Raw genomic sequence first — 13,244 nt, 5'->3', positions numbered from 1 at the left:
AATTATGCATAATATATTTCGTTTTCTAATTCCTGTACTGCCTTTTGGTAAGCTTCTTTTCCACCAAAGGCTTTCACAATTTTCATCGGACTTCCGATCTTTGCAAACTCTTTAAGCTGAAGCACCTTTGTATCTTCAATTTCTTTAATCCCATCATTGGCATACTTATCCAGTAGTGCTTCAATGACTTGCTTTGCTATATCGGAGTACTTGTAGAGATAATGTCTTTTCTTAACATTCTCTGCACGTTCCTTCTTGGTTAGCGGGGCTTTATCATAGGCTATATGGCAGATGAGATCAAAATCATCAAGCTCCGTTTTCCCGAGCTCTTGCTTTACAGCTTCCAGAAGTACTCCATCATCCTGCAGCTCATCAATGATGGCTTGTTTCTTTTCAGCTTCTGTCCAAGTACGGAGGAACTCATCCAGCCTTGAATACTGCTCAAGGATGTTTTTCTTCGTATAATCAATAAGGCTTTCTGTAATAAGCTTTCCGTCTTTATCTACGTACTGAACACGTTCAGACAGCACTTTTACAAGCACATCACCCACATAGTATTTTCTTGGCTTGCCATCCCATTCACCATCACCTCCGCCGTCTCCTCCACCATCGCCATCTTCAGGTATCTCTCCATCAGGATTGTCAGGGTTATCAGGATTGTCTGTGGGATCATCAGGACCAACTGGTGGATCTTCTACTGGATCCTTCTCATCAAGATCAATGACAACTTCTGGTTTTCCGTCAAAGGCAGGATCCGCAAAAAGTCTACTAGCATTCCTAAAATCCATGATAGTGAAGTAAGTCTTACCATAATCCTCTAGAAGACGTGTACCTCTACCTATAATTTGCTTAAACTTAGTCATCCCATTTTCACCAAAATTATTTTCAAGCACTATTAACTTACACATTTTTGCGTCTACTCCAGTTGTCATTAATTCACTTGTCACAGCAATAACCGGATAAGCGCTTTCTTCATCAATGAAGTTTTCCAGTTGCGCCTTTCCTATATCATTGTCACCGGTAATACGCATGATGTATCGGTCATTCTCGGCATAGAGATCCTTGTTTTCATTAATCAGTGCTTGACGCATACGTTCAGCATGTTCAATATCCACACAGAAAACAATCGTCTTACTAAATCGATCGGTGTTTTTTAAGAATTCGGTAATCTTCGACGCTACCACTCTTGTTCTATCATCAATGACCAAGTTTCTGTCATAGTCCTTGGCATTATATTCCCGATCCTCAATCTCATAACCGTATTTATCAACCTTACCAGCTTCTGGTCGATAGCCTTCAAGGTCTTTATCAAGACCTATGCGAATCACTTTATAAGGTGCTAGGAAACCATCTTCAATCCCCTGCTTCAATGAATACTCATATATTGGCTCTCCAAAATAACTAAAACTGGAAGCTTCTTTTGTTTCTATAGGTGTCGCTGTTAACCCTACATGTGTTGCTGAAGAAAAGTAATCCAGAATTTTTCTCCAGGCTGAATCTTCTTTCGCACTTCCCCTATGACATTCATCGATAACAATCAAATCAAAGAAGTTCGGCTGAAGCTGTAGGAATGCTTCTTCACCATTATCACCTGCTAACTGCTGATACAGTGCAAGATAAATTTCATAGGAGCTATCAAGATTCTTGTTTTGTACCTTGGTCATCTTACCACTAAATGGTTTAAAGTCTCCAGTCATGGTCTGGTCAATCAACACATTACGATCAGCTAAGAATAGGATCTTCTTCTTTATCCCTGCTTTCCAGAGTCTATAAATAATCTGAAAGCTCATGTACGTTTTTCCGGTTCCGGTTGCACAAACAAGTAATGCTCGATCTCTCCCTTTAGCTACTGCATCTACAGTCTTATTAATGGCGACTCGCTGATAATACCTTGGAGTTTTGTAATTGGGTATGTAGTAATAGGGCTCCAGCATGACCTTCTCTTCAATCTCATCAATCCCTTTATCGATACGATACCTTTGGTACAAGCTTTCTGGTGATGGAAAATCTTCAAGACTCAGCTCATTGACCTCACCAGTTATGAGGTTCTGTTCCACAAATCCGTCACCATTGGATGCATAGACATATGGAATGTCAAGTATTCTGGCATAATCAATAGCTTGCTGAAGTCCTGCGCCTAGAGGTTGTTTATTGTCTTTTGCTTCTACAATAGCCAACGGAAAGTTGTTCTTGAATGACAAGAGATAGTCTGCACTTTTCTTTCTACCCCTAGCTGTTATATTACCACGTAAGATAATACGCCCAGCGGTAAAAGCGTACTCCATTCGTATCTGCTTGTTATCCCATCCTGCATTCTGAATGGCAGGTGTGATATACCTTAATTTAATATCTTCTTCGGACAAATGACTTTTCCCCATAAACTTTCGCCCCTTTCATTTTATTCAATCGAGTTTAAGATCTATGAAGCTCTTTTTGAAACACGAAGGTACCTGTAGATTCTACTCTGGCTCTCCATGCCCAACAAATCTTCTTTATTAAAAACAGAAATGATACAGTAAGCATTTGCACCCCAGTCATTACAGATCAGCTCTGCGCTTCATCTCTACTACCAATAGCCCCCATGTTTTTCATAGTTAATTACCATAAGAACCGTATCCCATGATGTATGCCATAGTTAAGAATATTGTAACATATTACTTAACAAATCTGATGAGAAACCTTACATTATCACCTGATTGAGCATCATCTCATCTACACCTTTACTTATTCTGGTAAATATATTCATGACATCTCTATTACCAATTCTCCCCTACTCATCGGAATCTTAGTTTTTTATGAAACTAGTAGTTTTCTCTAATCTTATCCTATCAGTTCCACTGTCCATTTTTCAGTACACCCTGAATCAAACTACCTCTTCAAATATATATTATTCCTTTGATTAAGCATGAGTAGGAAGTACACAGAGCACACTTCTACTACTTTGCTCATGAAAAAATGACTGGAGGAAAGCCATGATTAAACTACTACACGTATCAGACACATCTAAGATTTCTCACCTGGAGGAAGAAGTCCAAACTTACGCCCTAGAAGCGCTCACTATTCTGGATGAAGAATACGGGACAGACCGAGATCCTATCACTGACCTTGGTGGCTATGTAACCATTCTAGAAAATCCAGACGATATTCAGGAACTGGAAGAACTTCACAACATCGACCTTACAAAGAACCCTAGTCCTGAATTTGTAGACTTCATCTATCCAGAGAGAGGCCCTCGTTATACTGCTTCACTCTTTCTACTCAGCTCCGACTATGGAATCATCATCATCCTTCCCTATAACATGACTCCAAAAGAAATACTGAAAAAGTAAACGGACATGAACCTTCTAATGAGGCTCATGTCCTATTTATGTGAAAGGAGAAAACTATGCCAAACAAAACTGAACTCATCAAAGACACCAAGTACTGCGAGATCCATAATCAAGGAAGATACGTGGACAACAACTACACCTACTGTATTGAGAAAATCTATGTGAAGAAACTGAAGCGATTCGAAATCAGATTCAGTCTCTACAAAGACTTCACTGGACATCCAGAAAAATATATTGCAAGATCTCTGGACGTGACTGAACTGGAATTCATCTCACTACTGAAAGACGCTATTGAGAAAAACGTATTTACCTCTGAAATGATTGATGAAATGTCAAAACTTCTAAGTTCCTCTAAGAAGAATTCATTGCCAAAAAGCCCTAAATCAAAAGAGCATAAACCAACCCAGAATATACCTTTATCAATAGAATCAAAAAATGCTCAAAAGGAGATTGCATAACATGAGCTATACAACACGAAATCATCAAAGAAATCACCATAACCTCTCAGAAAATCCCGTTTTCCCGTCCAAAAGAGTAGAAATTGTAAAAATCAAGTTGGTGAGAGAATCCAGTTTTCTATACGGGAAACGAAGGGTGAACTGCCCTGTAGATGCATATGAACTAGGTAAAGTTTTCATGGAAGAAATTGATCGGGAACAGCTTATAGTATGTTGCCTTGACACAAAGAATCAACCACTAAATGTCCATGTAGTCTCCATGGGATCTCTCAACACTTCAATCATTCATCCAAGAGAAATATTCAAAACTGCGATACTAAGTAATGCAGCATCAATAATCCTCTACCACAACCATCCATCTGGAGACCCAACTCCTTCTTCAGAAGATCTCAGTGCTACAGGAAGAATCCATGATTGCGGAAAGCTTATGGGGATTGATCTATTAGATCACCTCATCCTTGGAGACGATTCCTATTACAGTATGCGAGAGAAAGGAGATCTATAATGTTTGACAAAACAAAATATCTTACAAGAGGTGTTCAAGAACAGCTTACGATTCCTCTTCAGAGAGCACTCTGGGAAATGATTGATCTTCTCACTATAGAGAAAGACTACTTACAGATTTTTGAGCTGACTCAGATTTCTGAATCACAGATACACATCCTACATAGACAAGAAGTTCCAGGCTTCTCTTCAGAACTGTCCATACATGGAAATTTGCAAAAAGAGAAGCTGAAGATTTACGTCATAGATGATGGAGATTACAGTACTATGCTTCTTGCAGAAGAATATTAGGGGAGGTGGAAAAATGAATCTATTGTCTTGGGCCAAAAAGATTGGCACTGTCATTTCTGTAGTTGCAGACATCATTGATAGAGATAACTAAATAACAAACAGGGCTCAAAACGAGCCCTGAATATTTTTTTATGTTCAGATTTCCATTGCCGAAAAACCACTATTACATTAGAGTATTAAGTGAAATAATAAGACAAATGCAGGAGATGAACCTATGAAAAAAACCACATATAGTTTCTATGATGTAGCTCAGAAACTTTATGATATCGATCCAACTAAAATCGAAAATGCCTCTGATCACTTTTTAGATTTCAAAGACGGTAAGAAAAAGCAGTATCGTCGTTTACACGAAAAAACCGGTATCCCAAAATATGCCCATAGGAATGAGCTTTGGGAAAAAAGCTTTACGAAAGACAAGTACATTGAGACTCTTTTTACCCTCTATGCATTCTCAGAACCTTTCTTTAAAAAGCTTAGATTGTTCAAAGAACCAAGCTTCGAAGATATCCAGAGCATCACAGCCAAATGTTATGATTTTTTAACCAATCATATGAGTGACACTTTATCGATTGAAGAAATAGAATGGCATCATGAACTATTCATCCTTCGTTCTGCTCTTCATGAAACAGAGTTTTACAACAACTTAAGATCCATATTTAGTGAATACCCTGAAATAACTGAAGATATGATCAACTGGTTTAACCCTAAACCTCAAAAAGCAGATCTTTATAGGCTAAAACAGATGAACCGGGCAACTTCACAAGCACATTCTTTTGAAGAAGTATCGAACATTCTAGAAGAGTTTAGCACTCCGTATAATGAAAAGTCGCAAGTATCCTATATCGGTTTATGCCGAGATCACGATCGTTTGTTTTTGCTACGTAAATATTACGAAGCTGCCATTGAACTATACACTACACACTCGGCTACTGAACCAGACTTCGAAAAACAACTTTTGGCGTTGAATGAAAAGTATCGGTATATCATTTCTACGTTTCTAGAAATTAGGAACGCTGAAGTTGACGACATCATCCACGAAGAATTTTATAATTCTTCTATTAATGTACATAGTGATGAATTTACCGATATTACTCAGGGAAGAATCGCAAGTGAGATTATGTCAGATGAAGACACCTTTCAAGAAGCTCTACAAGAATATTGGGATAGAGAGCATCGCATTAACAATCCAATAACTTTGACCGAAGAGGAAATAAGAGAAACAGAGGAAGCTCTAAACAACTTCTTTAAGCATCGGAACGAGTAGCCTTAACCAAATACAATTCTAGTTTTTGAGGAACCTGCATTGATGTAGGTTCCTTTAAATTTCCGATTTTTAAATTTGTCCCCCATCGTAATTTCTTGAATGGACTTATACTACAATCAATGAGCTCATAAATTACACAGGAGGACAAGAAAATGCAAAAATATCAGATTACTCAAATGAAGACACACACTTTAATCACATTCATGAAGAAGAGAGCCCTTATAGCACAACAAATTAAGACAGGAGGTGACAATTATGGCCTTCAGAATTAACAGAGGGTTCGTCCCTGGATATAACCTAGTAGAAATCCTTCAAGCCGAAGTTGGAAAGTTAGTTGGCTATGATGCATTGGCTTTAAGATGTCGTAACGAGTTCGATATGGAGAATACATTTTACATTTTCCTCAACGACATTCATATCCTCAACCAGCTAATGGCACTCACTTTCGAGAGCTATACCTATGATGAAATCATAGATGAGCACGACTTTGAAGGTCTGGTTCTTTATTTATACCTAGAGCCCAAGGACAAATACATGAAGATTACGAAGTTTAAGGAGTATGTTGCAGATGAAACCAGTGTTTAGAGAAAGCCAGTCAACACAATACCATAGAGAATTTTACACCACAGATGAAAAAGTGATGCAACGATGTAGTAGGGACACTGTAAGGTCAGTGTCCGACTATATCAAAATCAGCAGCATAGAGCATAACATCGACTCCAATGATTACCTCGGAAACATCACCTATAAAGCTTTTGGTGAACTAAAGACTCTTACGGTGCCTAGAAGTACATATTTGCAGAGAAGAAGGCTACTGGATTTACAAAACCAAGGGCTTGACGTGACAGAAGAGAATGCCACCCTTCTTGTGAAGTACTTTAAAGAAGAGGAAGAGTGTTTAGTAGGTGCGATAAGAGCTACACACAATACTCTAGGCTTCTCTACCCATAATGGAAAGCTGATTTTTAAACACTACAATGCCATCGGAATAGAGTCCACCTATTCAGGACCTTACGATGTAAGACCTCGTGGTTCTGATAAAGACTACCTGAAGATGATTAAAGAGGAAGTTCTAGGTAATCCTTTGATGGAATTCATCCTTGTGTCTGGACTCTCTTCTGTCATTCTTGCTTATCTCTCTGATGAGTACAGCTTAGATAGTCTTATTATCCATATTGCTTCAGATTCAACCACAGGCAAGTCCACTGCTTTGAAATTGGCTGCCAGTCTCTGGTCTGTTACAGATGTAAAAGCAGATTCTCTTTTCTCGTCCTACAACGGCACCAATCAAGCCCTCATAAACAAGATCTGCGGATTTTCCGGGATCCCGTATTGCCTCGATGAAATTTCCATGTCAAGCATGCAAAACTTCACCTCTTTCATCTATACCCTCGTCAATGGTGTAGAAAAAGAAAGACTCACGAAGGATTCTAAACTCATGGAAAAGAAATCCTGGCTGGTCACTCTTCTATCCAATGGGGAGCGATCTTTAGTAGGTCTAGCATCAAAGAATAAATGTATTGCTGCCAGAGTCTTTGAAATCAAGAATGTAACTTTTACAAGAGATGCTGAGAACGCCGAGAATATTCAGAGAGCCATTCAGAAAAACTACGGCCTTTTAGGCCCGAAGTATGCTGAGTACATTATGACTTTAAAGAAAGAAGATATCTGCAAGCGTTTCGAAGAAGTACGTGAAAATTTTAGCGCTTTAGTAAAGACAACTCAAGCTACCGATGAACTTTTTGAAAGAAGAACTTTAAAGTTTGCTGTACTACTACTTACAGCTGAGTACTTTGAAAAATTTTCCAGGTTTACTCTGAACAAGGATGCCATCACAGAATTACTCATGAGTATTGAAGCGGAGTCAACCGGAACCAGAAATAACCATGCCAATGCCATGGACTATATCAAAGATTACATCACCATAAATGCAGCCGCTTTCGGTCTAGGCGGCAACGGTCATAACTTAAATTATGGTACTGTGACCCCAAAAAGAGACTATACCGAGGTCGTTGTCTATAAGCCTTCCTTTAATGAAATGCTCAGAAAAGGTAACTATGAAGACTCCAGCATCGTACTTCGAGAACTTAAATCCAATGGTTACCTAGACTGCGATGCTGATAGATATACACGATCCAGAAAGAACCACAACGGTATTCGACAAGATGTGTACGTCTTAAAGCTTTACAACTACCCCATTCAAGAAGTGATTACTGATTCACCAACTGAAGGAGATGAAAAACATGAATAACCTGAAAATCGATGAGCTTTTTACTATGATCTGTGAGGTGCTTGATGAGCACCTCTCCCATCCCCTGACAAATACAAACACTACCATAAATAGAAGCGAGGTTATTGAAGCATGAAAAAACAAGAATACATTATCGTCACAGATACCCGTACAAACTCAGACCCTATCCCTTCCTTACATGCTTTGGAGGTAAGCACCTCACCAATCTCTACTGAGGCTGGTAAGGTTTTATGCTTACGAGAGTCATCTCCTTCCAGGAACTCCTATGTTGTTCTTCCTGGAGAAGTAATTCCTTTTGAGAACTATATCGACATTCAAGCGGATCTATTGTATCTTAAATTCTTTGAGGTCGTTGACAAGATACTCCCCAGAGATACTCGGATAGATTCCATCAACTATATCATCGATGTTTCAGGGCCTTCGAAAGCATCTATAGAAAAACTCTTCTACTCCACTCCAACTCCTGAAGACATCAGACCTGTTACCTATGGTTGCATCTCCTGCGATGATTTCTATAACCTTTACACGAAAGAAGATTTCAGCTATGGGATTCTTGTGGAGATTACTGACGAAGAAACTTCAGGATTGAAAGATCTTGGTTACATTCTCCGATGCCTTCCCTGGCCAATCTTAAATGTATCTGCTGATGATGAGAAGCTCTCCCTTCTCTTGAAGGTGCCTAATTTAGAATTTAGACCTAGTCCTAAGAAAGTATTAGAGCTCATCACCTATTGCCATAAGCGTGTTTCTTTGGTGCTTGGTATGCTTGACATCAAGTCATTTCGATTGGTCCTATTAGATCTTCAAGCGGAAGGCAAAAAACATGAACTCCTTGGGGCATAGCATGCCCTCATGCCTTTGCCCCAATGAAGAAATGAAGCCCGATATAGCAGAACGTGTAAAACAACCCATAGTAAGAGTGGCACTGTACACAAGAGTATCCACTACCGAACAGGCTGAAGAAGGCTACTCCATTGATGAGCAGGAACACCTGCTTCGTGAATACTCTTTTAAGCTCAATTGGCTAGTTGTTCATTGTTATTCAGACCGTGGGATCAGTGGTAAGGACATCAAGCACAGGCCAGCACTGAGAGAACTATTAAATGATGCCAGCGAAAAGAAGTTTGATATGGTGCTCTCCTGGAAGATCAACCGTATCAGCAGAAAGCTCAGCGACGTTCTGAAGATTGTAGACCATCTGGAGAAAAACAATGTCACCTTCAAGTCCTACTCTGAACCCTTTGAGACCAGTACCCCTGCTGGAAAGATGCAGTTTCAGATGATGGCCCTCATTGGTGAATTTGAACGAGGCACTATTGCTCAGAACGTAAAGATGGGTATGAATGCGAAAGCAAAAGCTGGAGAATGGTGTGGCGGTATTGTCCTTGGATATGACCTTATACCCATCCCAGAGGAAGGCACCAAGAAAAAGCGGACAGAGCTCATCATCAATGAGAAGGAAGCGCAGATTGTCCGGAGAATCTTCAAAAGCTTCATCCAGGGAAACGGATATAAATCCATCACCAATCAGCTGAATAAAGAAGGACTCAAGACGAAGAAAGGAAACTCCTTCTCCGTGTCCAGTGTGAGAGATATTCTTCTGAACCCTCTCTATGTAGGGAAAATCCGTTATAATGTCCGACAAAACTGGGCTGAAAAGAGAAGAAAGAACATCAATGCGAATCCGATCCTTGTAGATGGTATCCATAAACCCATCATTGATGAAACCACATGGAGTCAGGTCCAAGCACTCTTTGAGTCTTCCCAGGGTAAACCAGCTAGAATCTATGATGGCCAGTATCCTCTCACCGGAATCTTAAAGTGCCCTGAATGTGGTGCTGGTATGGTCATCGCCAGAACCCTGAATACCCTGAAAGATGGAACGAAACGCAGGCTTGTCTACTATGCTTGTGGCAACTGGAAGAATAAAGGCACCAGTGTATGTCACAGCAACACCATCCGAGTAGATAAGGCCAATTAGTACGTGTTCTCTAGAATCACAGAACTGATCTCCTCTGAGAAAATGGTGAGGAGTATCGTGACAAAGCTCAATACAAACAGAAAAGACAAAATCAATCCTGCCAAGAAGATCTTGGAGCAGATTTCTAAAGATCTTCAGCAGCTGGAAAGAAGAAAGACCAAGCTTTTTGATGCGTATAAAGATGACATCATCAGCCAAGAGGACTTTAGAAAAAGAAATGATGAGCTCAATGAGAGAATGAGTACCTTACGCATCATGAGAAATGAGTAGGAGATCATCCTGAACCAGGAGAAGGCAGTGAAGTATCCTATGAACTGGTGAAGAACACCCTACAGAAGTTCAGTGACATCATGACCATAGATATGACGAGGCAAAAGCAGAAGAGGCTTCTCCATATGATCATCTCAGAAATCACCATCAATGAGAAAAGAGAGGTGGACAGCATCAACATTAAACTGACGGACCATCTCATCAATTACCTGAAGACTGAAAGAGGAGTATCCGCTAGTGATGCTCCTCTTTCTCCGTCTCCTGATTTACATATTCAGCAGAGAGAGGATATCAGGTTTTCTATTTAGTAAAGGGAAGAGGAGGTTTATAAGCCTTCTTTTATTGATTTTTGCACTTGCCCTAATAGCCTCAAACCAGACATACAAAGGATAAGAACTAATATCTGACTTTGTTGAAATAAAATTCTATTTAACTTGCTTTGCATTACATCTTGTATTCTATTCCTGTCAATAATCAATATTTCAAGTTAAGTTCACGTAATCTTTTCAAATCATACTCCCACTCAAAAATGGCGCTTCTATAATCTCTGTGTCTATCTTTTTTCTTGAGTTTAATTAACCATAAAATATGACTCTCCACTGATTTCATGCCAAACAAGGGAATGGCTTTTTCTATGAGTATCCTCCATCGTTCATCTCTTGACAGTTTAATACTATATCCTAAAGCACCAAGTTTTGATTGAGCTTTAAGATTTATCTCATATGTTGAATCTGACTTGCACCTTAATTCATGTTTTGATACATTTTGTGGTTTAACCTCCAAATCATTCAGTTGAGCAACAAATTCTTTACTAGGAATGAAAATTGGAACTCTACGTTGACTATCTACCTCTAAAAACTGTAATCTACTTTGCATATCTTCATTTCTATACCGAGTCTTAAAAACACCAAAATCAGAGATATCTATAGTGCTCTCATACTCCAGTGTTCTCTCAATTATAATAATTAGTTTGTTATATAAAGTCTCACATGCTTTAAGACTTAACCCCGTATTTTTTGAAATTACCGAGAACATTTCATATTTCTTCAAAATTTCACCTTCCTTTTATGCTAATGAGTTGATTAAATAGCTCTTTTAGTTCAATTATAATACAATTATCTGTTTTGTGTATCTAAAGTATACTTCAATTTCTATAGTTTCCCGTACGTGAAACTATGATGTGCAAAGACATCCTTATCCTATTAAGTCTTCTCTATTCTTCAAGAAGTTAAAGAAGACCAATAATTTTTGATCGAAAGTCACGTAGGGTGTTAAACATTCTAAACTTTCTCCGATTATTTATATATGAGCAATAAATCAAAGAAGATACCAATTACTTGGTTTATCAGAAATCTATAAGAATTGCATAATTGGTGCTGATATCACAGTTAAGGTTATCATGCACAAGTCCGATGGATAAAGACTCTCCATCGAATCTCTCAAACAGAACCCAATCGTCCGGGGAAATGTTTAGAAACAAAAGGACGCTAATAACGGTAATAGGCCGAGCTGATCATAGGCTTGTTATAAATTCATGTGAATACGGAAGTTCACAGTCAAATTCAAGGAGGAAAAAAATGAGAATTAACAACAACATTTCAGCAATGAACACTTACTCAAGACTGACATCCGCTCAGGGTGCTCAGGCTAAGTCCCTGGAAAAGCTTTCTTCAGGTCTCAGAATCAACAGAGCTGGAGATGACGCTGCAGGTCTTGCTATCTCCGAAAAAATGAGAGGTCAGATCAAGGGTCTTAATCAGTCCGTTAGAAATGCACAGGACGGGATTTCTCTGATCCAGACAGCAGAAGGTGCTCTTAATGAAACACACTCCATTCTGAACAGAATGAGAGAACTTGCTGTACAGAGTTCCAATGACACCAATACTGACGATGACAGAGTTGAAATTCAGAAAGAAATGGACCAGCTCTCATCTGAAATTACTAGAGTAGCAGATAACACTGAATTCAATACACAGAAGCTACTAAACGGAACCTTTACTGATAAAAAATTCCATATCGGTGCTAATGAAAATCAGGCCATGGAAATTTCAATCAGCAATATGAAAGGAACAAATCTAGCTGTTGAAAAGACATTCACCGCAGCTGGAACCGGTAGTGGTACAGCAACACTAGCAGATGGAACAAATACATTTACCTACTTTGATAAGGATGCAACTTTCACTGTTGGTGGTGAAACAATTACCGCAAGAGCTAATGGTTACTATGATACTACCAGTGGAATCCTTAGATTGGAATCAGACGAAATCACAGCAGGAGAAACAAAAGCATTAGGAATCAATGTGACTACACAGCCTTCAGCAGATTCTGCAATTACAACAATTGATAATGCTATTACATCCGTATCTGCAGAAAGATCCAAGCTTGGTGCTGTTCAGAACAGACTGGACCATACCATCAACAACCTGACAGCAACATCTGAGAACCTCTCTGCTGCTGAATCCAGAATCAGAGACGTAGATATGGCTAAGGAAATGATGGAGTTCACAAAGAACAACATCCTGAACCAGGCTTCTACTGCTATGCTGGCTCAGGCTAACCAGATGCCTCAGGGAGTACTTCAGTTACTCGGCTAATAAGTTTATAGAAACGGTAGCTATTTCATAATATCTGCCGTTTTATATAAAACATAACACCTATAATCATCAGCGAATACGGAAGTTCGCAGTCAAATTCAAGGAGGATAAAAAATGAGAATTAATAATAATATTTCAGCAATGAATACTTACTCAAGACTGACATCCGCTCAGGGTGCTCAGGCTAAGTCCCTGGAAAAGCTTTCTTCAGGTCTTAGAATCAACAGAGCTGGAGATGACGCTGCAGGTCTTGCTATCTCCGAAAAAATGAGAGGTCAGATCAAGGGTCTTAATCAGTCCGT

The 13,244-nt window shown here is 39.2% G+C and carries 15 protein-coding genes and 1 pseudogene; 14 read left to right on the top strand and 2 right to left on the bottom strand.

The window, feature by feature from the left end; all coding sequences use genetic code 11:
- Positions 1–2: 2 nt before the first annotated feature.
- Positions 3–2,378: an EcoAI/FtnUII family type I restriction enzme subunit R gene (hsdR, locus tag DEF30_RS04660; protein ID WP_294096970.1), complete on the bottom strand. Its 2,376-nt coding sequence runs from the start codon at positions 2,376–2,378 to the stop codon at positions 3–5.
- 594 nt (positions 2,379–2,972) lie between these two features.
- Between hsdR and DEF30_RS04655 the strand changes: the two genes are divergently transcribed.
- The 12 genes from DEF30_RS04655 to DEF30_RS04600 all read left to right on the top strand — a co-directional run bounded on the left by DEF30_RS04655 (position 2,973) and on the right by DEF30_RS04600 (position 10,656).
- Complete coding sequence (locus tag DEF30_RS04655) at positions 2,973–3,329, top strand: hypothetical protein (protein ID WP_294096968.1); 357 nt, start codon at positions 2,973–2,975, stop codon at positions 3,327–3,329.
- A gap of 56 nt (positions 3,330–3,385) precedes the next feature.
- Complete coding sequence (locus DEF30_RS04650; protein WP_294096967.1) at positions 3,386–3,787, top strand: hypothetical protein; 402 nt, start codon at positions 3,386–3,388, stop codon at positions 3,785–3,787.
- 1 nt (position 3,788) lies between these two features.
- On the top strand, positions 3,789–4,292 hold the full coding sequence (locus DEF30_RS04645) for a JAB domain-containing protein (RefSeq protein ID WP_294096965.1): 504 nt from the start codon (positions 3,789–3,791) through the stop codon (positions 4,290–4,292).
- Positions 4,292–4,582 carry a DUF960 family protein gene (locus DEF30_RS04640; protein WP_294096963.1) on the top strand — a complete coding sequence of 97 codons (291 nt, stop codon included), beginning with the start codon at positions 4,292–4,294 and terminating at the stop codon, positions 4,580–4,582. Before DEF30_RS04645 ends, DEF30_RS04640 begins: the two co-directional genes overlap by 1 nt.
- 214 nt (positions 4,583–4,796) lie before the next feature.
- A complete protein-coding gene (locus DEF30_RS04635) occupies positions 4,797–5,846 on the top strand; it encodes a hypothetical protein (RefSeq protein WP_294096961.1) in 1,050 nt (349 codons plus the stop codon).
- Between the two features lie 255 nt (positions 5,847–6,101).
- Positions 6,102–6,431 (top strand): hypothetical protein, encoded by a 330-nt coding sequence (locus DEF30_RS04630; RefSeq protein WP_294096959.1) that lies wholly within the window; start codon positions 6,102–6,104, stop codon positions 6,429–6,431.
- A complete protein-coding gene (locus DEF30_RS04625) occupies positions 6,415–8,097 on the top strand; it encodes a DUF927 domain-containing protein (protein WP_294096957.1) in 1,683 nt (560 codons plus the stop codon). The genes DEF30_RS04630 and DEF30_RS04625 overlap by 17 nt, the downstream gene beginning before the upstream one ends.
- Positions 8,090–8,212: a hypothetical protein gene (locus DEF30_RS04620; protein WP_294096955.1), complete on the top strand. Its 123-nt coding sequence runs from the start codon at positions 8,090–8,092 to the stop codon at positions 8,210–8,212. Before DEF30_RS04625 ends, DEF30_RS04620 begins: the two co-directional genes overlap by 8 nt.
- A complete protein-coding gene (locus DEF30_RS04615) occupies positions 8,209–8,940 on the top strand; it encodes a hypothetical protein (protein WP_294096953.1) in 732 nt (243 codons plus the stop codon). Before DEF30_RS04620 ends, DEF30_RS04615 begins: the two co-directional genes overlap by 4 nt.
- A 31-nt stretch (positions 8,941–8,971) precedes the next feature.
- On the top strand, positions 8,972–10,078 hold the full coding sequence (locus DEF30_RS04610; protein ID WP_294096951.1) for a recombinase family protein: 1,107 nt from the start codon (positions 8,972–8,974) through the stop codon (positions 10,076–10,078).
- Between the two features lie 57 nt (positions 10,079–10,135).
- Complete coding sequence (locus tag DEF30_RS04605) at positions 10,136–10,348, top strand: hypothetical protein (protein ID WP_294096949.1); 213 nt, start codon at positions 10,136–10,138, stop codon at positions 10,346–10,348.
- 47 nt (positions 10,349–10,395) lie between these two features.
- Positions 10,396–10,656: a hypothetical protein gene (locus DEF30_RS04600; RefSeq protein ID WP_294096947.1), complete on the top strand. Its 261-nt coding sequence runs from the start codon at positions 10,396–10,398 to the stop codon at positions 10,654–10,656.
- A 166-nt stretch (positions 10,657–10,822) separates the two neighbouring features.
- On the opposite strand, the gene DEF30_RS04595 is transcribed toward DEF30_RS04600, so the two are convergent.
- Complete coding sequence (locus DEF30_RS04595; protein ID WP_294096945.1) at positions 10,823–11,398, bottom strand: HU family DNA-binding protein; 576 nt, start codon at positions 11,396–11,398, stop codon at positions 10,823–10,825.
- 527 nt (positions 11,399–11,925) lie between these two features.
- On the opposite strand from DEF30_RS04595, the gene DEF30_RS04590 reads away from it, so the two are divergent.
- Together DEF30_RS04590 and DEF30_RS04585 are read left to right on the top strand one after the other, a co-directional pair.
- Complete coding sequence (locus tag DEF30_RS04590; protein WP_294096943.1) at positions 11,926–12,942, top strand: flagellin; 1,017 nt, start codon at positions 11,926–11,928, stop codon at positions 12,940–12,942.
- Between the two features lie 114 nt (positions 12,943–13,056).
- Positions 13,057–13,244, top strand: a pseudogene (locus DEF30_RS04585) (flagellin); the annotation flags it as partial.

The sequence above is a fragment of the Proteiniclasticum sp. genome, from assembly GCF_003514505.1.
Classification (GTDB): Bacteria; Bacillota; Clostridia; order Clostridiales; family Clostridiaceae; genus Proteiniclasticum.
This window is presented reverse-complemented; position numbering and strand designations above follow the sequence as displayed.

Bases quoted from the DNA above. Each gene is read 5' to 3' on its own strand.
- DEF30_RS04625 (WP_294096957.1), top strand. From the start codon at position 6,415: ATGAAACCAGTGTTTAGAGAAAGCCAGTCAACACAATACCATAGAGAA.
- DEF30_RS04615 (WP_294096953.1), top strand. From the start codon at position 8,209: ATGAAAAAACAAGAATACATTATCGTCACAGATACCCGTACAAACTCA.
- DEF30_RS04610 (WP_294096951.1), top strand. From the start codon at position 8,972: ATGAAGCCCGATATAGCAGAACGTGTAAAACAACCCATAGTAAGAGTG.
- DEF30_RS04635 (WP_294096961.1), top strand. From the start codon at position 4,797: ATGAAAAAAACCACATATAGTTTCTATGATGTAGCTCAGAAACTTTAT.
- hsdR (WP_294096970.1), bottom strand. From the start codon at position 2,378: ATGGGGAAAAGTCATTTGTCCGAAGAAGATATTAAATTAAGGTATATC.
- DEF30_RS04645 (WP_294096965.1), top strand. From the start codon at position 3,789: ATGAGCTATACAACACGAAATCATCAAAGAAATCACCATAACCTCTCA.
- DEF30_RS04655 (WP_294096968.1), top strand. From the start codon at position 2,973: ATGATTAAACTACTACACGTATCAGACACATCTAAGATTTCTCACCTG.
- DEF30_RS04630 (WP_294096959.1), top strand. From the start codon at position 6,102: ATGGCCTTCAGAATTAACAGAGGGTTCGTCCCTGGATATAACCTAGTA.
- DEF30_RS04620 (WP_294096955.1), top strand. From the start codon at position 8,090: ATGAATAACCTGAAAATCGATGAGCTTTTTACTATGATCTGTGAGGTG.
- DEF30_RS04640 (WP_294096963.1), top strand. From the start codon at position 4,292: ATGTTTGACAAAACAAAATATCTTACAAGAGGTGTTCAAGAACAGCTT.
- DEF30_RS04650 (WP_294096967.1), top strand. From the start codon at position 3,386: ATGCCAAACAAAACTGAACTCATCAAAGACACCAAGTACTGCGAGATC.
- DEF30_RS04590 (WP_294096943.1), top strand. From the start codon at position 11,926: ATGAGAATTAACAACAACATTTCAGCAATGAACACTTACTCAAGACTG.